General features: G+C 30.4%; 29 protein-coding genes. 7 read left to right on the top strand and 22 right to left on the bottom strand.

Features of this window, described 5'->3' with window-relative positions:
* Nucleotides 1–49: 49 nt before the first annotated feature.
* The 3 genes from DY168_RS01520 to DY168_RS01510 form a co-directional block, all read right to left on the bottom strand.
* Nucleotides 50–991, bottom strand: coding sequence for a metal ABC transporter solute-binding protein, Zn/Mn family (locus DY168_RS01520; RefSeq protein ID WP_115640166.1), 942 nt, complete (start codon nucleotides 989–991; stop codon nucleotides 50–52).
* Nucleotides 992–1,005: 14 nt separating this feature from the next.
* Nucleotides 1,006–1,641: a metal-dependent transcriptional regulator gene (locus DY168_RS01515; protein ID WP_115640165.1), complete on the bottom strand. Its 636-nt coding sequence runs from the start codon at nucleotides 1,639–1,641 to the stop codon at nucleotides 1,006–1,008.
* A gap of 446 nt (nucleotides 1,642–2,087) precedes the next feature.
* Nucleotides 2,088–2,270: a hypothetical protein gene (locus tag DY168_RS01510; RefSeq protein ID WP_029452054.1), complete on the bottom strand. Its 183-nt coding sequence runs from the start codon at nucleotides 2,268–2,270 to the stop codon at nucleotides 2,088–2,090.
* A 231-nt stretch (nucleotides 2,271–2,501) separates the two neighbouring features.
* Here DY168_RS01510 and DY168_RS01505 point away from each other — a divergent pair, with 231 nt between their 5' ends.
* The gene (locus DY168_RS01505) at nucleotides 2,502–2,978 is read left to right on the top strand and encodes a hypothetical protein (RefSeq protein ID WP_115640164.1); all 477 of its coding nucleotides are present in this window, start codon (nucleotides 2,502–2,504) and stop codon (nucleotides 2,976–2,978) included.
* Nucleotides 2,979–3,022: 44 nt separating this feature from the next.
* On the opposite strand, the gene DY168_RS14565 is transcribed toward DY168_RS01505, so the two are convergent.
* The 6 genes from DY168_RS14565 to DY168_RS01475 all read right to left on the bottom strand — a co-directional run bounded on the left by DY168_RS14565 (nucleotide 3,023) and on the right by DY168_RS01475 (nucleotide 6,756).
* The gene (locus DY168_RS14565; RefSeq protein WP_172556229.1) at nucleotides 3,023–3,181 is read right to left on the bottom strand and encodes a hypothetical protein; all 159 of its coding nucleotides are present in this window, start codon (nucleotides 3,179–3,181) and stop codon (nucleotides 3,023–3,025) included.
* A gap of 240 nt (nucleotides 3,182–3,421) precedes the next feature.
* The gene (locus DY168_RS14890; protein ID WP_115640163.1) at nucleotides 3,422–3,712 is read right to left on the bottom strand and encodes a phage integrase N-terminal SAM-like domain-containing protein; all 291 of its coding nucleotides are present in this window, start codon (nucleotides 3,710–3,712) and stop codon (nucleotides 3,422–3,424) included.
* 151 nt (nucleotides 3,713–3,863) lie between these two features.
* Nucleotides 3,864–4,370 carry a hypothetical protein gene (locus DY168_RS14510; protein WP_147291405.1) on the bottom strand — a complete coding sequence of 169 codons (507 nt, stop codon included), beginning with the start codon at nucleotides 4,368–4,370 and terminating at the stop codon, nucleotides 3,864–3,866.
* Nucleotides 4,370–5,398: an AAA family ATPase gene (locus DY168_RS01485; protein WP_115640160.1), complete on the bottom strand. Its 1,029-nt coding sequence runs from the start codon at nucleotides 5,396–5,398 to the stop codon at nucleotides 4,370–4,372. Before DY168_RS01485 ends, DY168_RS14510 begins: the two co-directional genes overlap by 1 nt.
* A 39-nt stretch (nucleotides 5,399–5,437) precedes the next feature.
* Entirely contained in the window at nucleotides 5,438–5,797 is a 360-nt protein-coding gene (locus DY168_RS14885) for a restriction endonuclease subunit S domain-containing protein (RefSeq protein WP_115640159.1), read from the bottom strand.
* Between the two features lie 389 nt (nucleotides 5,798–6,186).
* The gene (locus DY168_RS01475; protein ID WP_115640158.1) at nucleotides 6,187–6,756 is read right to left on the bottom strand and encodes a hypothetical protein; all 570 of its coding nucleotides are present in this window, start codon (nucleotides 6,754–6,756) and stop codon (nucleotides 6,187–6,189) included.
* A gap of 262 nt (nucleotides 6,757–7,018) precedes the next feature.
* Here DY168_RS01475 and DY168_RS01470 point away from each other — a divergent pair, with 262 nt between their 5' ends.
* Nucleotides 7,019–7,972, top strand: coding sequence for a 2-hydroxyacid dehydrogenase (locus DY168_RS01470; protein ID WP_115640157.1), 954 nt, complete (start codon nucleotides 7,019–7,021; stop codon nucleotides 7,970–7,972).
* Between the two features lie 59 nt (nucleotides 7,973–8,031).
* Here DY168_RS01470 and DY168_RS01465 read toward each other — a convergent pair whose 3' ends face one another.
* The 5 genes from DY168_RS01465 to DY168_RS01445 form a co-directional block, all read right to left on the bottom strand.
* Nucleotides 8,032–8,814 carry a Cof-type HAD-IIB family hydrolase gene (locus DY168_RS01465; RefSeq protein WP_115640156.1) on the bottom strand — a complete coding sequence of 261 codons (783 nt, stop codon included), beginning with the start codon at nucleotides 8,812–8,814 and terminating at the stop codon, nucleotides 8,032–8,034.
* A gap of 135 nt (nucleotides 8,815–8,949) precedes the next feature.
* The gene (locus DY168_RS01460; protein ID WP_242984145.1) at nucleotides 8,950–11,280 is read right to left on the bottom strand and encodes an HAD-IC family P-type ATPase; all 2,331 of its coding nucleotides are present in this window, start codon (nucleotides 11,278–11,280) and stop codon (nucleotides 8,950–8,952) included.
* A gap of 589 nt (nucleotides 11,281–11,869) precedes the next feature.
* On the bottom strand, nucleotides 11,870–12,322 hold the full coding sequence (locus tag DY168_RS01455; RefSeq protein WP_115640154.1) for a YtxH domain-containing protein: 453 nt from the start codon (nucleotides 12,320–12,322) through the stop codon (nucleotides 11,870–11,872).
* A 56-nt stretch (nucleotides 12,323–12,378) separates the two neighbouring features.
* Nucleotides 12,379–12,633 (bottom strand): GlsB/YeaQ/YmgE family stress response membrane protein, encoded by a 255-nt coding sequence (locus tag DY168_RS01450; RefSeq protein ID WP_115640153.1) that lies wholly within the window; start codon nucleotides 12,631–12,633, stop codon nucleotides 12,379–12,381.
* Between the two features lie 251 nt (nucleotides 12,634–12,884).
* Entirely contained in the window at nucleotides 12,885–13,493 is a 609-nt protein-coding gene (locus DY168_RS01445; protein ID WP_115640152.1) for a histidine phosphatase family protein, read from the bottom strand.
* Between the two features lie 246 nt (nucleotides 13,494–13,739).
* Here DY168_RS01445 and gltS point away from each other — a divergent pair, with 246 nt between their 5' ends.
* The 3 genes from gltS to DY168_RS01430 all read left to right on the top strand — a co-directional run bounded on the left by gltS (nucleotide 13,740) and on the right by DY168_RS01430 (nucleotide 18,506).
* Nucleotides 13,740–14,924: a sodium/glutamate symporter gene (gltS, locus tag DY168_RS01440; RefSeq protein WP_115640151.1), complete on the top strand. Its 1,185-nt coding sequence runs from the start codon at nucleotides 13,740–13,742 to the stop codon at nucleotides 14,922–14,924.
* A 248-nt stretch (nucleotides 14,925–15,172) separates the two neighbouring features.
* Nucleotides 15,173–17,398 (top strand): ribonucleoside-diphosphate reductase subunit alpha, encoded by a 2,226-nt coding sequence (locus DY168_RS01435; RefSeq protein ID WP_423237242.1) that lies wholly within the window; start codon nucleotides 15,173–15,175, stop codon nucleotides 17,396–17,398.
* A gap of 73 nt (nucleotides 17,399–17,471) precedes the next feature.
* On the top strand, nucleotides 17,472–18,506 hold the full coding sequence (locus tag DY168_RS01430; RefSeq protein ID WP_115640149.1) for a ribonucleotide-diphosphate reductase subunit beta: 1,035 nt from the start codon (nucleotides 17,472–17,474) through the stop codon (nucleotides 18,504–18,506).
* Between the two features lie 161 nt (nucleotides 18,507–18,667).
* Here the strand turns inward: DY168_RS01430 and DY168_RS01425 are convergent, their stop codons facing one another.
* Genes DY168_RS01425 through DY168_RS01395 form a run of 7 tightly spaced genes read right to left on the bottom strand, consistent with a single transcriptional unit; the run spans nucleotide 18,668 to nucleotide 23,175 of the window.
* Entirely contained in the window at nucleotides 18,668–19,957 is a 1,290-nt protein-coding gene (locus tag DY168_RS01425; RefSeq protein WP_115640148.1) for a Mur ligase family protein, read from the bottom strand.
* Between the two features lie 32 nt (nucleotides 19,958–19,989).
* Nucleotides 19,990–20,196: a DUF1657 domain-containing protein gene (locus DY168_RS01420; RefSeq protein ID WP_115640147.1), complete on the bottom strand. Its 207-nt coding sequence runs from the start codon at nucleotides 20,194–20,196 to the stop codon at nucleotides 19,990–19,992.
* Between the two features lie 31 nt (nucleotides 20,197–20,227).
* On the bottom strand, nucleotides 20,228–20,581 hold the full coding sequence (gene spoVAE, locus DY168_RS01415) for a stage V sporulation protein AE (RefSeq protein ID WP_115642370.1): 354 nt from the start codon (nucleotides 20,579–20,581) through the stop codon (nucleotides 20,228–20,230).
* Nucleotides 20,582–20,601: 20 nt separating this feature from the next.
* Nucleotides 20,602–21,603, bottom strand: a complete 1,002-nt coding sequence (gene spoVAD, locus DY168_RS01410) for a stage V sporulation protein AD (protein WP_115640146.1) — start codon at nucleotides 21,601–21,603, stop codon at nucleotides 20,602–20,604.
* Nucleotides 21,604–22,083 (bottom strand): stage V sporulation protein AC, encoded by a 480-nt coding sequence (gene spoVAC, locus DY168_RS01405; protein ID WP_115640145.1) that lies wholly within the window; start codon nucleotides 22,081–22,083, stop codon nucleotides 21,604–21,606.
* Between the two features lie 11 nt (nucleotides 22,084–22,094).
* Nucleotides 22,095–22,955, bottom strand: a complete 861-nt coding sequence (locus DY168_RS01400; RefSeq protein WP_115640144.1) for a DUF421 domain-containing protein — start codon at nucleotides 22,953–22,955, stop codon at nucleotides 22,095–22,097.
* Between the two features lie 13 nt (nucleotides 22,956–22,968).
* The gene (locus tag DY168_RS01395) at nucleotides 22,969–23,175 is read right to left on the bottom strand and encodes a DUF1657 domain-containing protein (RefSeq protein ID WP_115640143.1); all 207 of its coding nucleotides are present in this window, start codon (nucleotides 23,173–23,175) and stop codon (nucleotides 22,969–22,971) included.
* Nucleotides 23,176–23,390: 215 nt separating this feature from the next.
* Between DY168_RS01395 and DY168_RS01390 the strand changes: the two genes are divergently transcribed.
* Complete coding sequence (locus DY168_RS01390) at nucleotides 23,391–24,101, top strand: DUF421 domain-containing protein (protein WP_115640142.1); 711 nt, start codon at nucleotides 23,391–23,393, stop codon at nucleotides 24,099–24,101.
* 15 nt (nucleotides 24,102–24,116) lie between these two features.
* Entirely contained in the window at nucleotides 24,117–24,482 is a 366-nt protein-coding gene (locus tag DY168_RS01385) for a DUF4363 family protein (protein WP_115640141.1), read from the top strand.
* Nucleotides 24,483–24,667: 185 nt separating this feature from the next.
* On the opposite strand, the gene hydA is transcribed toward DY168_RS01385, so the two are convergent.
* Nucleotides 24,668–26,098, bottom strand: a complete 1,431-nt coding sequence (gene hydA, locus DY168_RS01380) for a dihydropyrimidinase (RefSeq protein ID WP_115640140.1) — start codon at nucleotides 26,096–26,098, stop codon at nucleotides 24,668–24,670.
* Nucleotides 26,099–26,171: the final 73 nt, after the last annotated feature.

Raw genomic sequence — 26,171 nt, 5'->3', positions numbered from 1 at the left:
ATCTAATTTTTCTTTGTTTATTTCTGACATCTTTAAATCCTCCTATGCTTTATTTTAAGGCATCTACAATGGTATCAATATTACTCTTAAATGTTCCTATATAAGTCTCCGCTTTACTTCCTTTATCTCCTATAGAGTCAGAATAAAGTTCTCCACCTATTTTCACGTCAAAGCCTTTAGCTTTAACCGCTTCTTGAAGAGCCTCGATATTTTTTTTAGGCACTGAGGATTCTATAAATACAGCTTTAATTTTACGTTCTACTATAAAGTTTGCAAGTTCTCTTACATCCGAAGTTCCAGCTTCTGAGGCTGTACTTATCCCTTGAAGACCTCTTACGTCATATCCATAAGCTCTTCCAAAATAATTAAATGCATCGTGTGCTGTTATAAGCACCCTATTTTCCTTTGGAAGTTCTAATGTTCTTTCCTTTATATATGCGTCAAGTTCATCTAGTTCTACTAAATAATTCTTTAAATTTTCATCATATTCTTTTTCATGTTCTTTATCTAACTTTTTAAGTCCCTTTGCAAGTTCTATAGATGCATCTTTCCATATGTTAACGTCAAACCAGATATGAGGGTCATGTGAAATAGAAGCATCCTGTGAGTTTAATAACTTTTCTTCCTTTATTCCATTAGCTACTGATACGATAAGCTTTCCGCCTCCATCTAGCTGCTCGAATACCTCTCCCATCTTACCTTCTAGATGAAGCCCATTATATACCACCATGTCAGCTTTTTGCATAAGACTTACATCTCCAGCACTAGCCTTATATAAATGTGGATCCACTCCAGGACCCATAAGTCCCTTAACCTCTACAAAATCACCACCTATAGATTTTGTCATATCGCTAAGCATTGTAGTTGTTGTAATAACGTTATATTTACCCTTTTTATCACCAGTATTGCTAGCATCTTTTGATGATGTACAACCTGAAACAAAAATTGCAATAATAGATAAAACTAATATAGAACTTAATACCTTTTTCATGATTATTCCTCCTTTTAATCTACAAAAATATTATTTGCAGCTTCTTTTCCTATAATTATATCTTTCTCATTTATCCTTAAAGTAATAGGTCCATTGTATGGAGCTAAATTCCACACCTTAATTTCATCTCCAATACTTAAACCTAGACTATCTACATATTGTAAAAGCTTCCTTTCATCAAACACCCGTCTTATTGTGCTTTCTTCCCCTACATCTAAAGTATCTAGAGTTCTGTATCTTGATAGCCCTATTTCATTTTGAAATATAGGACTACCATGAGGACAGGCCTTTGGATAATTAAGATATTTATCTAATCGCCCTTCTAACTTTAAGTTAGTTACATGTTCAAGCTTTTCTGCCTCTTCATTTACCTCATGCCAGTCATATCCAAGATGTTCAACAAGGAATACTTCCCATAACCTGTGCCTTCTTATAATATTTACAGCTTCCTTTTCTCCATATTCCGTAAGCTTTATACCCTTGTATGGAGTATATTCAAGATATCCTTCATCTAAAAGCTTTTTAAGCATCTCACTTACAGAAGGTGCCGAGACCCCTAATACTTTAGCTATATCTTTATTATTAACTTGCTTTCTATTACCTCCAAGGTTATAAACAGCCTTTAAATAGTCTTCTTTATTATCAGTCACAAATTATTCCACCTTTATACATTTTAAGTTTAGGCACACCTAACTTAATATTATAATACCACCTAATCCTCTATATGTGAATAGTAATTAATAATAATTATTACTATTCATTACTTGTTCATATTATTATTCCTTGATTAGTTATTTATTTAAGGTTAGTTTGCTTATGAAAAATAATATTCGCATCTAAATCTTATGTATATCTATATCTTGCATACATCCGAATTTTATATACACGAGAGCTCTATTTCCTTAAAATCTTCTAATAAATTATATTGACTTAAAACTTTCTTATAAACCATAAAAAATATACCCTACAGCCAAGGCTATTTAAAGTCCTTGATATAGGGTATATCTTTATATTAAAGTATGACATCTAGAAGGCATACTTTAATACATTATTTATTATAGGCAACTTGTATTTTGTTACCCAAAGTATAACTTCGCTATATTTTAACTATCTTACTTATTATAGCATCTTCAATTAATTCACTTTTACTAAATCCTTTTTTAAAAAATCTTATTTGTTTGTATTTAATTCCATTCATTTCAAAATCTAAAACGTCTATCCTATCACCTTTATAAATAACTGGTTCTTTCTCATCCTTTAAAAAAACTTGAACTTCCATTTAGCCACCTTCTTCATTGTAGTTTACATACATTATATTACTAACTTCATAAAAACACAAAACACTATTTAACTCTTCTATGGCCTTACAAATAATGTACCTTTATATTAATAATAAAATAAGTTAATTATATATCTCCTATAATTCCATAAAATAAAGTAAATATAACTCTATATTTTAAGATATATTAAATAGTTTCAGGAAACACTATATATAAGGTAGGTGATTTAGATGTCAAAAAAAATGGTTATTATTTTAATTATTATACTTTCTTTTCCTATAAAAGCCTTATCTATTGAAAATATAAATATTGAAATCTTCAGTGTAGATAATGGATCTGTTATAAGCAACATCCAATCTAATTCAAACATTCAAACTGAAGCTAAAAAGCACCTAAAAAACATAACTGGAGTTTATTCTAAATTAAATCCTATACCTGATAATGGCTACATGATTAAGATTCCCTTAGAAAGTCCTTTAGAAATAAAAAATCAATGGATAAATTCTTTTGTCGATGAAGTTGTAATTATACTTCCAAAAGATGAATCTCCTTATCTTTTAATTTTTGATAATAAAGATACTCCTCTTTTCTTTACTTTTAAAGGAAATGTAAATAAACTTTTGAAAAGTTTAAACTTTGAAATAAGCTCCAGTAAAAACATTTTTATAAATAATTTAAGTTTCGATGTTTTAAAAAATATATATTGAAATTACCTTAAAGTTAAGTTGAAATAAATCTATTAACTACTTATTTACCTTTTATTCTTAACAGGCTTTTTTATTCCATAAATGCTCATAAATAAGTTTTGCAATGATTCTTTATCTCCTAAAAGTTTAAAGAAAGCATATGCTAAAGTTATTAAAATACCATTTGTGATTTCTTCTAATAAATTATATCCTTTTACTCTCATAATAATCCTCCCACTTTCAATTCGATAGTGTTAACACCATCTTTGTTTTATTTATTTCAATCCTTGCTATTGCAATAGTTTGTTCTATTTTAAACCTAAAAAAAACAATGACCCCCTCTTTTCTGATATAATTGTTGTAATCTACCCCAACAAAAATCTCCAAAAAGGAAGGTGTCATTGTGAGTACAATTATATCAATATTAGTTACATATAATCAACTTTTAAATGAATACAAACTTGCTAATGGTAAAGATAAAAAGCCAGTAAATCCTTATTTTGACTTACCATTGAGTATTGAAGTGTTGTATCTATTTTTTGATGTCCTAAAAGCTGTTGTACCTGTTCTATTGGCATTTCTTTATCAATAGAAACCTTACTACAATTACCTTTTTTATGGTACTCTGCTAGATATCCTCTTAAATCTTCTGTTGTAATATGTTTAACTGGTTTATCTAATGTTTTTAGCATATTTTCTATAGTTGATTTATAATATTTAATAGACTTCTCTGAACACCCTTCTACCTCTTTCATAAAATTTAGATTGTAGTATTATTTCCATTTTTATCTACTTTAAAACATGTAAAATTTTATTATGCCAATAATCTTCCTTCTAAGTAGGAATACTTTAAATACTCTGGATTACTATATCATCTCTAAAGATATTTAGTTAAAAGTATCATTTTTAAACACTTTTAACTAAATTATAGTTACTAGCAATCTTATCATTCATTACTATAACTTCACTTTTCCAAATGGTATTCTGATATGCTAATTTCTTTTTTAATGCATCTGATATTGGTAATAACCATTCTATCTCATGATCTTTAATGACAAGAATAAATTTTAGCTTTGTTTGACTATTATCCAATTTAAAAAAGTTATTGTTCATCTCTCCATAATCTTTATTTCTTTTTAAAATAGTGGAATAAAATAAGTTAAAAGAGTGTATAAACTTATCTGAAATTTCCTCTATAAACTCATTAAAACGTATAACATTTTGTTCTGTGGGCTGTGGCGAACTTGATTTTGCTTCAATAAAATTTAGCTCATTTTCATTTCTTAAAAGAAGAAACTCTACAACTTTTATTCCATTTCCTATTTTATTATGCAGTTTAGATTTTTCAATTTCAAATACTTTATCTTCCTCAAAATCGCCAAAAATCATATTTGATTCATTTATATGCACCATTATTTCATAGCTCTTTCAACTTCATCTTTGTATAATTGAATAAAAGTATCCATGATTGTGTTGTTTTTTAAATCTCCAAAATTAATACTATTTTCACACTTTACACCATCATGAGTTTTATATAGCGAATAATACATAATTTCATCATTTTCAGAACGTTTAACTTCAAAATATTTTGCAAAAATATAATCATGTGTTGTAAGAAAAATTTGAACTCCATTTTTCTGTAATTCAATCAATATTTCTACTAAATCTGGAATAAACTTAGGATTAATGTTAGCTTCTGGCTCATCCCATAAAAGAACACTGTTCTCTGTTATATTTTCATTCATTAAGAGTTGCCATAACAATCCTATTTTCTTTAACCCTTCTGCTTCAACTGCAAAATCAACCATATTACCATTATTTTTTTTCACATAAAACTCTTCATTTTCAATGACCACCTTACCATCCATCATCTTCTCAAGAATTGGCAACACTTTCAACGCAATTTTAGGTGGGGTTCTTAGCTGCCATTGCCCAGCTATTTTTATAATATCAATTAATGTTTTATCAAAAGGGAATCCATTAAATTTATCAGCCATTGATACTAGTCCTTTTGAATGAGTAAGCATATCCTTTGCTGGAATGAATGTACAATTCATTTCTTGTTCTGGGTATGATATTTCATATGAACATTCATTATCACTTCCAAAGGTTGAATTTACTCCATTAATATTCAAATTTAGTTTACCCATTAAATATTCTTTATCTGAACTATTTTTACTATTTGAAGCTTTTACTTCTAAAAATAATGGTTTAAGTTGCTTAGTAAAAAAAACATTATTGATATTAACAGACTTGAAATATTTTGAAATATCATTTATATTTTTACTTTTAGAAATTTCAATATCTGCGTAAATTGCTTTAAGCAATTGTGTTTTCCCTGTTCCATTTTCACCCATCATTACGTTTATGCCTTTTGAAAATTTAATTTTTAAATTATTAAAAACCGTAAAGTTTTTTAATTCAATGCTTTCAATACTCACAACTGCATCACTCCTTGCCTATTCTTTATTTTCACATGCCTAATTAAACAATTCACCCTTAAAGGCTTTTTGCATTAATGAATTAAAGTTATTCTCCAGCTCTTTTAAACTGCTCTCCATTTCAAATTTCAATCTGTCGACTTGTTTAATGAAGTTTGCAAATTGGTTTTGAAGTTCTATTGGTAGTATTGGAACACTTAACTCCATTAATCTTTGCTTTGAAATATTAGACATTGATTTCGATGAACCATTTGATAAAGATTTTATATTTTCTCTAAACAAGCTATGATTAATTAACTTCCACAAATAGATTTTATTAATATTTTCATTGGTATTCAGTCTAAATATTAAATCAGGCATCATCAAATTTGCTTCAGTATTATATGCAAATGCACTCATTCCAACCAATTCCGGAGTATTCTTTCTTGTAAACAAAGGTGTATTCTTGTTGCTCTTTTTTAATTTTCCAGAATAAATTTAAAAGTTCTGGTGAAAGAAAAAATAACACCTCATTATTTTAGAGCACATTTTCACTTTTGAAAGTGTAATTTAAATCTTAAAATTTTTAATCTGTTTTTTCATAGATTAGTTAACACTATCTTCAATTCAAATTATGATTTTGTTACATGAATCATTTTATTGTATAATTATAAGCATACAGTAAGATTGTATAAAATGTAATGCTTGAGCCTAATATTTTACTTAATGTTAATAATAGATTTTTAAGTATTATACTTTAGAGTTATAATATTCATAGTTATAATTTATATATTTTAGATATATGTAGATCACTTATTTATTTTAAGTAGATTTAATAATTTTTGAGAGTTTTCTTTTGATTGTAATACTTGTGATGCTGGAAAATTTGAATCCTTATTTTCTATGAGAATCATATTATTATTAATACCTATATTAAATGCATCATTTAAGGGATAAAGTATTCTTGTATATGGAATCTCAGATATGATTTCAAGTTCTGTATACTTTAGTATCTGATCTTCATTAAATAAAATTTCTAATATGCTATTGCTATTCTTATATGAATTTAAATTATCTTCAGAAATTAAAGTTTTTACTTGTCCTTTAATTTGAGAATTTTTTAATTCTGTAAGTTTCAGTAACTCTGAATAGTCTTCTTTAGAAATTTCCTTAAGATTACCCTTTGTATATAATATTATACTTTTTACATTAAAGTCATTATTTATAGACTTTTCATTATTTAAATGACTTAAGTTAGGTTCAGTTAGTACATCTTTATTGTTACTGTTTGTAGAATCTGCTCTATAATCATTAAATGTAATTAATCCTATTAAAACCATTGATAAACTTGCAATTATTATAATTAACTTCTTAATCATATAACTATCTCCTCCTAATTCTTTCTAAGTTCATTCCATATTTACATAATCTTATATTATAATATAATTATATCATAATATTTTTAAATATAGAGTGGCCACGGAACCTACTATGTAAAACTTGAGTTTAGTTATACATTTCTCAAGTGTTTTATGTAAAAAGGGTGGGGGAAATGATAAAAAGTTATAATACTAAAAATGAGTAATCATAGGAGCTAAAGAGTTTCCGTGAAATCTCAAATTATATAAGGGGGATTTTTAAATGAGAATAGTAGTGTTAGAACCTTTAGGCCTTACAGGCGAGGAACTTTTAGAAATTGGAGATTCTTTAATAGAACTTGGACACGAAATAACTTCTTATGGAAGTAGACCACAAAATGAAGAGGAACTTATTGAGAGAATTGAAGGAGCCGATGTATTAATTGTTGCTAATATGCCCCTAAATGCAAAGGCTATAGCTTCAAATCCTAATATAAAAATGATTTCCGTAGCCTTTACTGGCGTGGATCATATAGACATGGAAACTTGCAGGAAAAACAATATAATGGTATGTAATGCCGCTGGCTATAGTACATACTCTGTAGCTGAACTTACCTTTGGACTTATACTTTCTGTGCTTAGAAATATAGTTCCTTTAAATGAGGCTACAAGGGAAGGTAAAAACAAAGATGGATTTAGTCAAAATGAGCTTTATGGGAAAACCTTAGGTATTATAGGCACTGGTTCTATTGGCACTCGGGTAGCTGAAATAGCTAAGGTCTTTGGATGTAACATCTTAGCTCATAGCCGCACTGAAAAGAAATCTTTAATAGATTCAGGAATTAAATATGTATCTCTTGAAACCTTACTTTCAGATAGTGATATTGTATCTATTCATGTTCCATTAAACGAAGAAACTAATGGTCTAATAGGAAGAGATGAAATTTCTATTATGAAGCCTTCCTCCATACTTATAAATACAGCTAGAGGACCTATCGTAGATGAAGAAGTCCTAGCAGAAGCCCTTCGAAATGATATAATTGCTGGTGCTGGAGTTGATGTATTTACAGTAGAACCACCTCTACCTAAAACCCATCCATTATTAGGCTGTTCAAATGCCATAGTTACCCCTCACATAGCTTTTGCAACAGAGGAAGCCATTACAAGAAGAGCCCATATAACCTTTGAAAATATAACAAAATATCTTAAAGGAAATCCACAAAACATAATGAAATAGGGCCTATGGCCTATTTTCTCAATAAAATTAAAGGATGACATTTAAGTCATCCTTTAATTTTATATTATTTCTTTTATCTTTTCTAAAACTCCATTTTCCTTGTTACTTTTAGCTATAAATCTAGCATGGCTTTTTACTTCATCTGGTGCATTTTCCATAGCATAGCTATAATAACCAGCTCCAAGCATTTCTATATCATTAAAATAGTCACCAAATACGGCCGTTTCCTTTTCATCTATATTAAACCTCTTTTGGATGAGCCTTATAGCCTCGCCTTTATTTGCATCTAGGTTATATAAATCTAACCACTCAAAACTAGATACGGTAACCTTAAGTCTATCCTTCCATTTAGGGAAAATTATCTTATTAATATTTTCTGCAGCTCCCCTTAAATCTAAGGTAGCAATCTTTAATATTTCATCTTCTACCACACTAAGATCTTTTACAACAGTAAGTTCTCTGTAATACTTTTTAGCATGTTTTAATATTTCTTCATTGTCTGTATTTATATATCCCGACTTTTTTCCACAAAGCACAGGGAAAACATCTTTGACCCCTTCCATGTCTCTTAAAATTTCTTTAATATAATCCTTGTCTATTATATTTGAATAAAGCTCTTCGCCTTCATACATTACAAGAGCTCCATTTTCAGCTATATACACTAAATCGTGGTTAACATCTTTAAAGGCATGTTTTAATGTATAATACTGCCTTCCGCTAGCAACCCCAAATCTTATGCCTTTATCTATAATACTTTTGAAAACTTCATTAAAATCTTTAGGCATCTCACCTTTATCATCTAATAATGTTCCATCCATATCTGTTACTATAAGTTTTATCATATATCTACTTCCTTCCCATTCCAGATTATGGGTGCACCTTTGAGGTGCAGCCTCTTTTTTGGATGTACCTCAAAGGTGCACCTTTTTTGTATAGTATAATACTATCATGGATTAAGACTAAACATAATGTAATTATTACCCAAAGCGCCTCTGTAAAGGTTTCTCTACTAAAATCTTTGTGAATTTCATGATTAATGGAGATATGATTATTAATATTAATGCTAGAATTAAATAATAAAAGTTTACACTATAAATCATAAAGAATCTTCTTGATATAGGAACTATTAAAGTAGATATAAAGACTAATATGGTAACTAAATTTAGGCCTAGCTTTACCTTTGTAAATGGTGTAGAAGCTTTAAATAACACTATGAGGCTAACTCCTCCCATAACTATAACTGCAAGTGTTCTACACTGCTCAATTGGTAGCTTATTATAATATGAAATAAGAAATACTATAATTGTTGTCATAGCAACAGCTACCCCATTAGGTATAGATTCTTTTAGTACCCTTTTAAAGAAGCCCTGTTTTACCACATCGCAATTAGGCTCTAGGGCTAAGAAAAATGATGGTATTCCTATCGTTATACTTCCAATTAAAGTAAGTTGTATTGGCATTATAGGATAAGGTATAAATAGTATGCAAAATATTATTGACATAATAATTGAATATATCATCTTAGTCAAAAAGAGATTTGAGGCTTTTTCTATATTGTTAATTATCCGTCTTCCTTCTGCTACTACATGGGGCAGTGCATTAAAATTAGAGTCTAAAAGGACTAATTGAGCTACAGCCTTAGATGCATCACTACCAGATGCCATAGCAATACCGCAGTCTGCTTGCTTTAATGCTAATACATCATTTACCCCATCTCCAGTCATAGCTACAGTCTTTTTATCTCTTTGAAGAGCTTTTATTATAGCCTTTTTTTGATGAGGGGTAGTTCTACCAAATACAGTAGTCTTATTTACTACCTTTGCTAATTCCTCTTCATCTTCAGGAAGCTTTCTTGAATCTATATAGTTTTCTGCATCTTTTAATCCTGCCTTTTTAGCAACAGAGGATACTGTCACAGGATTATCTCCTGAAATTATCTTTATGTCTACCTTTTGTTTTTCAAAATACTCTAAAGTCTCCTTTGCATCTTCCCTTATTATGTCCTCAAATAATATAAGAGATACAACCTCCACATCTTTAGACAATTCATCTGTTAATTCTCCGCTAATTATTTTAGCTAATACTAAAACCCGCCTGCCACTTTTGGCTTCAATTTCTACAACTTCTCTAAATTCTTCATACTTTTCTCCAAGAATAATTTCAGGAGCTCCTATTAACCACTTTTCACCTGTAGCAAATTCAACTCCACTCCACTTCTTAGCTGAACTAAAAGGAATACATTTATTTATTTTAACTTCTTTATTTTTGCTATATCTTTCTTTTATTGCCCCTAAAGTTGCATTAGAACTACCAAAAGATGTAGATATAACACTTAAAATCTCTTCTATAGACTTCACATCATTATTATTTAACGGTACTATTTCCTCTAGCTTTAATTTTCCTTCAGTTATAGTTCCAGTCTTGTCTAAGCATAAGGTATCAACCCTTGCTAATATTTCTGTAGCTGGTAACTCCTGAACTAATGTCTTCCACTTAGATAACCTTACTATAGATACTATAAATGCTGTAGTTATAAGAAGTACAAGTCCCTCTGGAATCATTCCCACAACTCCTGATACAGCGCTTATAACAGCTTGTTTCCAGTCTCTATCCGTATTTATAAGTTGAGTTAATATAAGCAAGGTTCCTATAGGTATTATAATCTTTATTGTAACCTTTAATATCCTATCCATCATTAATTGTAATTCTGATTTAGCAAGTTTAAACTTCTTTGCTTCCTTTGCAAGTTTTGCTGCATAAGTGTTAGGACCTACATGGGTAGCTCTAACAAGTGCAGTTCCTCCAAGGACTAAACTTCCTGCAAGTACAGTATTTCCATTACACTTTTTAATAAATTCAGACTCTCCTGTAAGAAGAGATTCATCAACTTCAAGGCACTGCTCAGTTAAAACCTCTGAATCTACAACTATTTGTTCACCTTCACTTAGGAATATAACGTCATCTAAAACCACATCTTCTACAGCTATATTATCTTTAACACCATTTCTTATAACAGTTACCATAACAGCATTAAGCATAGAAAGCCTTTCAACCACCCTTTTCGCATTAAGCTCTTGAATTATACCTACAAGAGAATTAGTTAATATTACCCCTGCAAAAAGTCCATTTTTAGCTGATCCTGCTGCAATTACAACTATTAAAAGAATTAAGTTTATCCCATTAAATAATGTGAATAAATTCCCACTTATTATATTCCATACACTCTTTGATGAGGTATTCATATTTTTATTAACCTTACCTTCTTTAATTCTCTTTTTTACATCATAATCACTTAGACCTAAAAGCATATCATTATTCTTCACAGCCTTTTTGGCCCTCCTTTTCCTTACCCTTCCAATATATAAACTACCATTATTAATCATTAGTTTCCTCCTAATAAAATCCATTCAAAGCCTCTATTCTAATTATATTTAGTCTCTATTTATCTTGTGTAATTTTTTTTATTTTAACAGTTAACTTTAAATTTTAAATTTCAGTAATCCTTTTAATTCTAGCCTTTCTTAATTCTAGCTTCATTTTAATTCTAGTATTTTTAATTCTAGCTTCCTTTGAATTCTAATATTTTTTAATTCTATCTTCCTTTTAATATTAATACTTTAACATTATACTATTATAGCTAGGTAGCATTTCAAGTCTTTTTATAATATTTAAGGAAGATTTTAGATATCCTATTTATTTACAACTATTTTGATTTACTAAATATAAATTTATATATTATTTAAAATAAATATTAAACTAAGTATTATAATGTCTTTTAATCTTTGTTTAAATTATATATATAACAAAAAAAAGATTCTGGAATTAACCAGAATCTTTTTAAATAGGTTTAAGATAATTAATGTTTTTAAATATGATTAAAATCATGAATAACTTACATTACTTCTTTTCTTCTACATGATTTTTTATTTTTGCTTTTGCTTCATTATAATTTTTCTTAGCATCATCTTTTGTATCTTCTACTGCTTTTTTTGCTTCATCTGAAGCTTCTTTTGTAACATCTTTAAGTTCCTTTGCTGTATCTTTTGCCATATCTTTAGTTTGCTTTGCCTTGTCTTTTACTATATCTTTTACTTCCTCTGTTTTATCTTTAAAATCATTGGTTTTAGTCTTTATATCAGTTCTTAACTCCTGAGCTCTATCTTTAACTCCCTCATTTAAATCTTTACCTACCTTTTTTATGTCCTCCCTTGTTTCTTTACCAGACTTTGGAGCTAGCATCATCCCTGCTGCTATTCCAGCTACGGTACCTGCTAATACATTTGTGGTAGTTTTCATTGTCTTTTTTCTCTTTTGTTTTTTAATTGTTTTATCTATCATTGATTTTAACATAGTATAAAACCTCCCTAAAATCTTGCAATTTTATTAATCTACAGTAAACTAAATATTTATTTTTTCCTTCTTAAAGCATTAATTATAAATAATAGAATTACTGCTCCAACTATTGCTACTAATAAACTCCATATGTTAAACCCTGTGACACCTTGTCCTCCTATCATTCCAAATACGAAGCCACCTATAGAAGCTCCGACTATACCGACAAGGATGTTAGCTAATGCTCCCATTTCACCATCATTACCTGTAATCATACTTGCTATCCAACCTGATAATGCTCCTAGTATAATCCATGAAAGAATACTCATAATTAATACCTCCTTAGCAAAAGTTTATTCTAATAATTACTAATCATTTGTATAATAACTTCTAATTAATAATTATTATATTATCAGAATATTACATATCATCGCAATAGTCAAGCATGCCCAGTTAGCACTATCATTAATCATATTGTGTTAAATACAATAAGCTTGCTTATGCTCTTTCTTCCTAAATAGTATCCTTTACTCCAATTTTATACATATTCTCTTATATAGATTTATTAACAAACTTTATGCTACCCTTTTAAATGAGAAACATCGGCTTCTAATAATACTTTTATTTCTTTATCTATTACCTCTAGAATTGTAAGGCTTGCATTATTAATAAATGGTGGATTCCAAAAATTCTTTACATCCTCACCCTTAACAATTATAGCAATAGCTTTTATAACGCAGGTATGTGTAACTATTAAGACATTTTCATGATTTTCATCTTTAATAATATTATTTAATCCATCCTCTACCCTTTTGATTAGTTCTAAAAAGCTTTCCCCTCCCTGAGATTCAAATAATTCAGGATGTTCTCTAAAATTTTTATATTGAATAGGATATTTTTCTTTTGCATCCTCATGTGTCATACCTTCCCATATACCTAAATTCAATTCCTTTAATGAGTCATCTAGAATTATCTTTATATTATCATCCTGTGCAATGTATTTTGCTGTATCTAAAGCTCTTCCGAGTGGGCTACTATAAATATAATCAAAATCTATATCTTTTAAACTCTCGCCAAGACTTTTAGCATCACTTATACCTCTTTTGGTTAAGTCAGAATCTTTGAACCCCTGCATCCTACCCTCTACATTCCATCTTGTCTCTCCATGTCTAGCTATGTATATATTCACTACTATCTTCATCTCCTTAAATCATTATTAATACTTTAATTATAGTTCAATTTTAAAATTTATGTGAGAAAACTTATATGGCATATCTTACCTTACATTCTCTTATAATTCATACATTATATCTAGAATATTGCAAAAACTATATAATAGTTGAAATAAATAATCATCTTGCAATATATTTTTATTTATCTTTTGCAAGTTTTAATATATAATCTTGCATATGTGGAAATAGAAAGGTGGCTCGTTATGAACATAAAATTAGATATGATACAAACTGTTGCACTAGCTATTAGTGTCTATTATTTAGGACTATGGCTAAAAAATAAAGTTTCATTATTAGAAAGATTTTGTATCCCTGTACCCTTAATTGGTGGAATTATTTTTGCCTTACTCAATTTTGTTTTAAGACAAAATAACCTTGTTGTACTTACATTAGATACGACCCTTCAAAATGTATTTATGACAATGTTTTTTACCACCATAGGCCTTGGTGCAAGCTTAAAACTTATAAAAAAGGGTGGTGTAAAAGTAATAATCTTTTTCCTTTTAGCACTTACCTTAGTAATACTCCAAGATGTAGTAGGTATTACAATTGCTAAAATCCTTAATGAAAGTCCCCTTTTAGGACTTATTGCAGGCTCTGTTACTATGACAGGTGGTCATGGCACTGGCGCTACATTTGGGGCCTTATTTGAAAAAAACGCTGGTTTTACCGGAGGCACAACTATTGCTATGGCTTCTGCTACCTTTGGGATAATTATGGGTAGCTTAATTGGTGGACCTATAGGAAGACGACTTATAAATAAAAATAACTTAACCCCTACAAATCATGACTTTATAGGTCACCATGAATCTTCAAATGATCCTATTGATTATAATGAATTATTTAAAACAACTGCTATAATTATAATTTCCATGGCTCTAGGATCTGTCCTCGAAGGACTCCTTAAAAGGATTAATATAACATTACCTTCTTATATTAATGCCATGATAATTGCAGCTATAATTTTAAACGTTGGAAAAGGTACTGGGAAATTGCATGTTAACGAGGAATGTTCAGAAATCATCGGTAATATATCTTTAAACATATTTTTATCTATGGTTTTAATAAATCTTGAAATATGGCAATTAAAAGGCATGGTAGGCTCTTTACTTATAATATTAATTGCCCAATCCACACTTATGATTGTTTTTTCATATTTTATTACCTTTAGATTTATGGGAAGAGATTACGATGCTGCTGTTATTGCTGCTGGTCACTGTGGGTTTGGAATGGGTTCTACACCAAATGGTATAGCTAATATGGAAGCTATCACCGAAAAATATGGTCTGTCCCCAAAAGCATTTTTCATACTTCCTATAGTGGGCGCTTTTCTAATAGATTTTTCTAATTCTATTGTTATAACTGTATTTGTAAACTTATTAACATAATAACTTATATATATCTTCTTAATAATTATTACTTTATAATTATCATTATATATAGAGCCTGATATAAAGATTTAAAGCTAACCTACCATATTTGGCTTTTTCATGCTTTTTGCAAGTTTACAAAAGTATAGTTATTAATCTATAATAGCAATTGCATCTATATCTTGTGTTTTGTTATTACCAATTCACAATATGTGGTATATGTTCAGAGAGGGGCCTTACACATGAAATATAAAATAAGTTTTGAAATAGATAAATTAAATGAAATATGTGAATTTGCTTGTGAAGATATTTATAAAGAGAATGAAATTTATAATCCAAAAAGACTTTTAAAATCCTTAGATAATGTAATAAGGGAAGGAATTAGTGACAAAGATTTATTAAAATCCATAATTCAATGTGCTTTAGAACTTACAAATGCTTTAGAACCTAAATGGGAATTTGCGGCTACAAAGCTTTATATGCATAGCTTATATAATAAGGTTTCTAGTAATCGAGGTATTGAAAACAAAGATATGGGATACAATAACCTTTATGACTTAATAAATAGCCTTACAGACATGAACTTATATGGAAAATACATATTAGAAAATTACAATAAAGATGAAATTGATGAATTAGAAAAATATATAGTGCCTAGTCGCGATTATTTATTTACCTATAGTGGGATAAATTTATTATACAAAAGGTATCTAATACAAAATGGAGACAAAAAGGTTTTAGAGCTTCCTCAAGAAATGTTCATGGGGATATCTATGCACCTAGCTATGAAGGAAAAGGATAAGTTATACTGGGCTAAAAGATTTTATGATGTTCTTAGCACCTTAAAAGCCACTATGGCAACACCTACTATGTCTAATGCTAGAAAGCCTTATCATCAGCTTAGTTCATGCTTTATAGATACTGTTTCAGATAGTCTTCAAGGTATCTATAAAAGCCTTGATAACTTTGCTAAAGTTTCAAAATTTGGCGGGGGCATGGGGATATACATGGGAAAGGTTAGAGCGCTAGGTTCAGACATAAGAAATTACAAGGGAGCCTCTGGTGGTGTTATTCCTTGGATTAAGCTTTTTAACGATACAGCTATTGCCGTAGATCAATTAGGTATGAGAACTGGCAGTGTATCTATATGGTTAGATGCATGGCATAGGGATCTTCCAGAATTTTTGCAGCTTAAAACCAATAATGGAGACGATAGAAAAAAGGCTCACGATGTATTCCCTGGTATAGCTTATCCAGATTTATTTTGGAAGCTAGCTGAAAATGATATAAATGCTACTTGGTATATGATGTGCCCACATGAAATAAAAAAGGCAAAGGGATATGAACTTTGTGACTTTTATGGAGAAGAGTGGGAAAAAACATATTATGAATGTATAGAAGATCCTAATATAGAAAAACGAGAGATCATAGTTAAAGATCTAGTAAAGCTTATAATAAAAAGCGCTTCAGAAACCGGAACACCTTTTACCTTTAATAGAGATATTTCAAATAAGCTAAACCCTAATAAGCATAAGGGTATGATCTATTCCTCAAACCTTTGTACTGAAATAATGCAAAATATGAGTGCATTAGAATTCATTCAAGAAGAAATACAAGATGAAAACGGAGATACAATAATAATAGAAAAAAATAAGTCCGGTGACTTCGTTGTATGTAACCTGTCCTCCATAGTGCTTGGTCGTATTGATGTAACTGATCTTAAAGAACTAGAACACATAGTAGAGACCCAAATTAGAGCCATGGACAACGTAATAGACTTAAACTACTACTCTGTACCCTACGCTAAAGTTACTAATGCGTCTTATAGGTCTATTGGCCTTGGTACTAGTGGATATCACCATATGCTTGTTAACAATAATATAGATTTTGAAAGTGATGAGCATATAGCCTTTGTTGATACACTTTATGAAAACATAAATTATTTTGCCATAAAGGCAAGTATGAACATAGCAAAAGAAAAGGGTGGATATAAACATTTTAAAGGATCCGACTTTCAAACTGGAGAGTATTTTGATTTAAGAAACTATAACTCGGACCGTTGGAATGATCTTAGATCTTTAGTAAGTAAAAACTCTATAAGAAATGCCTATCTTTTAGCAGTAGCACCTAATGGTTCTACTGCAGCCATTGCAGGTACAACAGAAGGTATAGATCCTATAATGAATAGATTTTACTTTGAAGAAAAGAAAGGTATAATAACCCCAAAGGTAGCGCCAGATATAAATGAGGAGAACTTTCATCTTTATAAATCTGCCTATGAAATACACCAACATTGGTCTATAAAAGCTAATGCTACAAGGCAAAAACATATAGATCAAAGCCAGTCCTTTAATCTTTATATAACAACAAGCTACACCATGAGACAAATACTAAACCTTTATATAGATGCCTTTAAACAAGGAATTAAAAGTATATATTATGTTAGATCAAAATCCTTGGTTGTAGAAAGCTGCGAGAGTTGTTCTGTGTAATTGGATAAGATAAATAAGTAAATACTGTAGTACAGACTATACTACAGTATTTAGTAAAAGGAGATTGTATGTTATGGAGAAGTTAAGCAGAAAGCCATTATTTAATGAATTTGGAGATACTGAAGTATCTAAAAAGAAGCTTATAAATGGTAATACTACAAATTTAAATGATTTTAACAATATGAAATATACCTGGGCCTCAGATTGGTATAGGCAGGCTATGAACAATTTTTGGATACCCGAAGAAATAAATATGTCACAAGATCTTAAGGATTATAAAATCCTTACAGAAGATGAAAGAATAGCTTACGATAAGATACTTTCATTTTTAATATTCTTAGATAGTCTTCAAATGGAGAATCTAGGTAATGTAAATAACTATATAACAGCTAGTGAAGTAAATCTTTGCTTAACCATACAAGCCTTTCAAGAGGCTATACATTCCCAATCCTATAGTTATATACTAGATACAATATGCCCTCCAGACAAGAGAAATGAAATATTATACCAGTGGAAAGACGATCCTATACTCTTAAGTAGAAATAAGTTTATTGGAGACCTTTATAATGAATTCTTAGAAAATCCAATTCCACGAAACCTACTAAAAACCTTAATGGCTAATTATATATTAGAAGGCATATATTTTTATTCTGGATTTATGTTCTTTTACAACCTTGAAAGAAACTCTAAGATGCCTGGAAGCGTCCAAGAGATAAGATATATAAATAGAGATGAAAACACTCACCTTTGGTTATTTAGAAATATAATAAATGAGCTAAGAAAAGAAGAACCTCAGCTCTTTACAGATACCGTAGTAGAAGAATTAAGAGATATGCTTAAAATTGGTGTAGAAAATGAAATTGCATGGGGAATCTATGTTATAGGTGACAAGATTCAAGGATTAAATAAAAAGGTTATATCTGAATATATTAAATACCTAGGGGACCTTAGACTAAAAGATTTAGGAATGAAGCCTCTGTATAACATAAAAGAAAACCCACTTCCTTGGGTAGACTTATATGCGGATGCTAACTCAGTTAAAACAGACTTTTTTGAGGCAAAGTCCACTGCCTATGCAAAGTCTGCTGCAATTGAAGATGACCTATAATAAATAGGAGCAACAACTAAATAAGAAACTAATATAATAAGAGAAGGCACCTGTGCCTTCTCTTATTCATTACCTATATAACAATCACTTGATATGAACAACCATTTGTAAATTCCGCTACTTTAACCTAAATCAATAAAAATACAAAAACACATTTCTTACTATATATATAACATTTCTTTCCCTATGCTTTTTAAGAATTCATTAACTACTGGTATTATACAATTAAGGCATTGAGTAAATAATACTATAACTTCTCCTTCTTTCGCATCTTTCATACAATTAGCTAAAGCTTCTTCCTCTTTGTATATTACTTTAACCTTAGTTATATCAAAATCTTTATTATCCAAAACTCCTTTCATAAGAAGTCTTGCAGATTCTCCTATGTTCCTGTCCCTTAAATCTTTTTGCTCCCTTATTATTATATTATTACTGTATTTTGTAGCTATATAACCAAGTTCTCTTATATATTTATCTTGCCTATCTCCAGCTGCCCCTATTATTGCCGTTATAACTTCAGGATTTAGGGATTTAACTATATTAAATACCTCAATAAATGATTCTGAGTTATGTCCATAATCTAATACTAAATTAAACTTACCCATGTCTATTATATTTTGTCTTCCTGCATTGACACTTAAATCACATTTAATTGTTTTAATTACATCCATAATATCATTTAAATTAGGATGAATCTCAATTACAGCCATTATTGTAGCCATTATGTTTTTAATATTACTTTTAGAAATACCATTATGGGTAAAAGGTAATTCCCTAATATCTAATATTGGTGTGAGTTTATTATTATTAAAATATATAATATAGTTACCCTCTACAAACATGCCTTCGCAGCCCATATCCTTGTGTATTTTCATATTATCATCAAAACCTATACCAAATAAACAAACTCTTTTTCTACCTTTTAAAGATTCCATTAACAAAGGATTATTACAACAAACTATCTTGCCATTAGGATGAATTTCATCAAATATTACAGTCTTTATCTTAATAATGTCTTCTATACTATTTAATCCTCCCATACCTATATGATCCTCTGATATAGATGTAAACACAGCTACCCTAGCTCTTTTGTATCCAAGACCCTTTTTAATTATCCCTCCTCTTGCAGTTTCAAGTACAGCCACTTCAACCTCACTGCTACTTAAAACTTTCCTTGCACTATAAAAGCCTGTGGTATCTCCATCCATTATTTTATTGTTACCTATAAATATTCCTCCCGTAGAGGCTAATCCAGAAATATATCCAAGTCTACTTAACAGTGTATGAATTAGCCTTACAGTTGTAGTCTTACCATTAGTTCCTGTAACAGATATAACTGGGATATCAAATAACTCTTCGCTATTAATTTCATCAGTAAAATTACCACTAAAACTTTTTAACCTTTTGTTTTTGTTTATAGTATTTGTTTGAAAGGATTCTATAGGCCTCATAATATACGCACCTTCTTTGCAATATATTACTCTTATTGTTGTTTATATTGTGGTTCTTCTTGTTCTATAAACTTTTGTCTTCCTTTTAATACGTCTACTGCGCTATCAAGTTGCTGTGAAATTTTATTAAAATCTGTTTTTGCTTGTTGGTCTTCAGTTTCTAAAGCAAATGTCTTAAGTGTAGCTGCCGCTCCTTGTAATCCTGCAACTGCTTGTTGCATTTGAGTTCCGACTGTCATATTATCACCTCCTTTACATAAATTTATTTAATTATCCTTTAGGTTTAAATATTAAGGCTGCAATAAACCCAAAAATTATTGCAGTGGATACTCCAGATCCAGTTATCTCAAAGATACCAGTAAGCACCCCAATAATACCATCACGCTCTGCCTCCATTAATGCACCCTTTACTAAGGAGTTTCCAAAGCTACTTATTGGTATAGATGCACCTGCACCTGCAAACTTTATTAGCTTATCATATATGCCAAGTCCGCCTAAAATACTTCCTATTACAACTAATGTGCACATGGTGTGAGCTGGGGTAAGCTTTAATAAATCCATCATAAGCTGACCAATAACGCATATTGCACCACCAACTAGGAAGGCATAAATAAATTTTATTATCATAACTTATCAACCTCTTTTTATATTTCTATAGATACTGCATGTGCTACAGAAGGTATACTTTCTTTTTGTTGGTATGACATAGGCGACATTAATGCTCCTGTTGCAACAATTAATATCTTTTTAAGATTTCCCTTTCTCATCTCATTTAAAAAGTGTCCATAAGTTACAGTAGCAGCACATCCACATCCACTAGCCCCAGAAAATACTTGTTGCTCCTTTTTATATATTAATGTTCCACAGTCCGTGAACTTTTCTTTTGGCATCTCGAAACCATTCTCTTTTAATAAAATTGATGCAAGTTCATGGCCTACTGTTCCTAAATCACCAGTGGCTATAATATCGTAATAAGATGGATCAATTTGTAAGTCTCTAAAGTGAGCTTCAATAGTATCTACAGCCGCAGGAGCCATAGCTGATCCCATATTAAAGGGGTCAGAAATACCCATATCCACTACTCTTCCTATAGTTGCTGATGTAACCTTTGGTCCATTGCCTTCTGATGAAACTATTCCTGCTCCTGCTCCTGTTACAGTCCACTGAGAAGTAGGTGGTTTTTGCCCACCATACTCTGTAGGATATCTAAATTGTTTTTCTGCAGCTGCATTATGACTAGAGGCAGCTGTTAGTATATGTTTAGCAAATTTACTGTCTACAATTAAAGACGCTAAAGCTAGACCCTCCATAGCACTAGAACAAGCTCCGAATATGCCAAGGTACGGTATTCCAAGAGTTCTAGCCGCAAAACTACTAGAAATGATTTGGTTCATAAGATCTCCACTTATAAAAAAGTCGATATCTTCCTTTTTCATATTTGCCTTTTTTATTGCTCTTTCACATGCGTGCTCTAATAAAACCTTTTCTGCCTTTTCAAAGCTATCCTGTCCTAACCATATATCTTCATGAAGTATATCAAAATCTTCAGCTAAAGCCCCTTTTGCCTCAAAGGGTCCACCTACAGCTGCAGATGAAATTATTGTAGGTTTAGACTCAAAGATCCATGATTGATGTCCTTTTATCATTTACATTCCACCTAACCACATTATAGTAATTTTAATAATTGAAACTACAAATGCTGAAAATACGCCAAAGGCAATAACAGAGCCAGCTAATTTGAACATATTCGCACCTGTTCCAAGCACATAGCCTTCGCTTCTATGCTCAATTGCAGCTGATGCTATTGAGTTGGCAAATCCAGTTATAGGTACAGCCGTTCCAGCTCCAGCCCACTGGGCAATTTTATCATAAACCCCAAACCCAGTAAGGAGAACTGAAATAATAATCAGTACTGCTGAAGTTGGGCTCCCTACTGTCTTTTCGTTAAAGTTAAAATAATTTATAAATATTAACTCTAACCCCTGACCTATTGTGCATATAAACCCACCTACAAGAAAAGCCCTAATACAATTAAGTAATATAGGTCTTTTAGGTTCTATATTTGTTGAAAGTTCTTGGTACTTTTGCTGATTAGGAGTTAGTTTTTTATTTTTTTTATTAGACATTTTTCCACCTTCTAACGTAATAAATATAGTTTTAACCTTTCGATAATTTGTTTTAACTTTTCTGCATTCTTGATATACATAGCCTTTGCCTCTTTATCCTCTGTTTCTAAAGCAAAAGACATGAAATCAGCTTCAGCTTTTTCTAAATCAGCATAAAGTAATTCTTTAGTATTTGATTTTGGAGATTCTAGGCTATCATCAAAGAGATCTAAATATAAATCACCTGAAGAATCTATCTGACCTATGAAGACATTTTCTAAAGTAACTCCCATACCTTCTAACTTAGTTTTTAGCCACCCTTGATTCAATCCCATATTGGTAAGTCCTCTGTCTAAAACATTTCCATCTAATATTACTGTTTGAGTTTGGGCCTTTTTTGGAATCTTTATTCCTAAATCATGGGGGGTAATATGGACCTTATCAGATTTTAGACCTACATTTATATCCCCCGTTGTCTCCATTATTGCAAACTCAACATCAGCTAAATTAAACACACCCTTATTACGCAATTCTTTTAAAAGCTCTTCACCGGTAAATCTTACCTCACTTAAACTCTCTTCCATGACCTTACCATCTTTTATAAGTATTCTTTCCTTACCATTTACCATATCATGTACCCACTTGCTTTTCATGCATGCATAGTCGAGTGCAATAGAAAATAGGCTCCAAGTTAATAAAATAATCATACCGAGAAAAAAATTCGTAATTATATTTAATGACATTAAGGAAACTATAATGGCTATAACCACATAACTAATAAAATTGAAAGGCGTCGCATTAGACATACTTCCTCTTCCTAAAATCCTTGTTAAAATTAAAGTTACAAACAATAAAATTATTGTCCTTAGTAATATCATAAATTCAATATTCATAATCTTACCTCTTTCAATTGCTTTTATATTGCGGTTCCTCAAGTTCTAAAACCTTGATTCTATTTTCTAAGTCTTCTATAATATCGTTTGTTTCCAATAGTGACTTTTCATATGTATCTTTTGATTCCTTCTTTTGTTCTTGAATAGAGTAGATCTTTAAAGTACTTTTAATCCCTTTTAAACTTGCTAATGTCTGATTTAATTTAGATGCTACAGTCATTAAAAATCAACTTCCTTTCTTTAACACTTACCTGAACCTTTTATATAAATATAGTTTAACAATTAAGTTCATTTTTAATCGTTACGATTATGCTTAACAATTAACCTCTCCTTTATGCATGCATATATAAATATTAAAATTATTATATTTATATCGTATAATATCTTGGTATTAACCTAATACTAATTTCAAATATATTTTAGATGGTGATAAAATTGAATGAAGCATTAGTAGTTTTGGTAAGAGGGCTAATAGCCTTTTTTACACTTCTTATTTTTACGCGATTTCTTGGTAAGGAACAAATAGCTCAATTAACCTTTTTTGACTATATAGTAGGAATTACAATTGGTTCTATCGCATCATCACTTACAGTAGATCTTGCTAGCTCCGCTTGGCCTCACTTCGTAGGTCTTTTCACTTGGGCTGCTTTTTCTGCCATATTACAACTTATTACTTTACATTCTAAAAAGCTTACTAAGTTCGTTAATGATAAGGCGTCAATTATAATTCATGACGGAGTAATCCTTGGAGATAACCTGAAAAAATCTAAATTTACCCTTGTGGATATTTTAGGATTACTTAGATTAAAAGACATATTTGATTTAAACCAAGTAAAGTTCGCAATACTTGAAACAAATGGACAGCTTTCAGTTTTAACAAAAGATGAATTTTCAAACATAGTATACAGCATGGATATAAAGTTAAAAAATCAAGATGTAAATAATGAATTAATATTTAACGGAATGATAATTGAAGATAATTTACCTAAGTATAAAATAGACCGAAAGTGGCTTTTAAAAGAATTAAATAAACAAGGTTTTGAAAGTCCTCTAGAAGTATTTTATGCTTATCTTGATTCTTCTAAAAAGTTAAAAGTTGATACCTACAAAAATAAGATTATTAATATAAAAGATATCTATAAATAGGTGGTTGTGGTTATTATGAGTAGAAATAAATCATATATAATGGTAGTATTTGCATTAGTAGTCTTTATAGCAATAATGACTACAGGTGGCTTATTAAAAAAGCCATTTAGCGAAAAAGATAATGTTAAAAGTTGTATAGAAAATGTAAAAAGAGATGTTGAATCAGAAAATTGGGTTGAAGCAAAAGAGAACTTAACTAAACTTAAAACTGCGTGGAAAATAGTTGGTAATAGAGTTCAATTTAGCGCTGAAAGAAATGAAATGATTGCAATAGATAGAAATATTGCAAGATTAAATGGCTCCTTAGACGCAGAAGATAAGGTTTCAGCACTTATTGAATTAAGTGAGCTCTCATTAAACTGGGATGACCTGCAAAGGTAAGTTACTTAAAACGGATTAATTAAAATGAGTTAATTAACCTAAAGGTTATTATAAATGATTTTTATAATAATTATTATGATACATAAAAGGCTGTAGATAGTGATACAAACGTATCCTTCTCTACAGCTTTTTACTTTTAAATTAAAATATAATTATACTTTAACGAACATTTCACATAAACTTAACTATTCTACTATTACCTTATGTTGTATCTTTGTATTAGCATCTTTAAAGTTTTCATAACATAAACCAAATGGTTTAGCTTTTATATATCTTCCTTCACCAAGCTTACCTATGAATTTCCCATTCTCAGCTGCTAACTTCCCTCTTAGGAATACCTTTTCTGCTCTTCCTATTTGTTCAAGCCCTTCAAAAGGATTATAATCCGAACCATACAAGCTATTTTTTACGCTTATGACACCCTTAAAATCAGGGTCAAATATAACTATATCTGCATCTGACCCAATAGCAATCTGTCCCTTTTGTGGAAATAAACCAACCACCTTTGCTGGAGTTGTAGCGAAAAGATCTACAAATCTTTGACGGCTAATCCTTCCCTTTTCTACTCCATAGGTCCACATCAAAGCTAAACGATCTTGAACTCCTGGGCATCCATTTGGTATTGTACTAAAATCCCCCATACCCTTACGTTTTCCTTTTTCAAATCCGCCCTTAACTGCACAATGATCAGAACCTACTGCTAAAAGCCAGCCTTTATTTACTGCCTCCCATAGTGAATCTAAATGTTCTTGTTTTCTAAGTGGTGGCGAACATACATATTTTGCTCCTTCAAAATTAGGTTTTGCTAAACACTCTTCTGTCAATGTAAGGTAATGCGTACATGTCTCACCATACACAGGTGTACCTTGAATGTTAGCATCTCTAATAGCCTCCATAGCCTCTTTACAGGATACATGCACAATAAATATAGGAGCATCTGCCATTCGTGAAAGGTAGATAGCCCTTTTAGTAGCTTCTACTTCAACTAATGGTGGTCTAGCATCTGCATGATATTTAGGATCAGTTTTCCCTTCTGATACAAGTTGTTTTTGAAGTGTATCAACTATATCACCATTTTCAGCATGAACCATTATAGTAACACCTGAATCTTTAGCTACCTGAAGAGCCTTAAAGATAGTAGAGTCATCAACCATTAAAGGTGTTCCTTTATATGCCATAAAAAACTTTAATGTAGAAATTCCTTCCTTAGCTAATGTAGGTATTTCTTCAAAAATCTTATCAGAGGGATCAGTTACTACACAATGAAATGAATAATCTGCAGCTGATACACCCTTTGCTAAAGTTTCATTATGAAGTTTTACTGATTCTTTAATACTTAGTCCTTTTTGCTGTGGTGCAAAGTCTACAATAGTTGTAGTTCCACCTACTATAGCTGCATCAGAAGTTTCAAAAGTCATAGATCCAAAAGATCCATAATGAACATGCTCATCTACACCACCAGGTAAAATATATTTACCAGTAGCATCAATTATCTTGTCAGCTCTATTATCTAAACCAGTACCTATAGCTACAATTTTTTCATCTTCTATAAGAATATCAGCCCTGTACTCATCTATGGCAGATACAATAACACCATTTTTAATTAAAATATTCATTATATCCCTCCTTAAAAATTTAAGGGGCAACCTCTCTATTATATTCCATAGTAGGTGCCCCTTTAAGTATTGA

The sequence above is a fragment of the Clostridium putrefaciens genome (assembly GCF_900461105.1).
GTDB classification, from domain to species: domain Bacteria; phylum Bacillota; class Clostridia; order Clostridiales; family Clostridiaceae; genus Clostridium_L; species Clostridium_L putrefaciens.
Note: the sequence above shows the minus strand (reverse complement) of the source record. Positions and strands in the feature narration are given on the sequence as shown.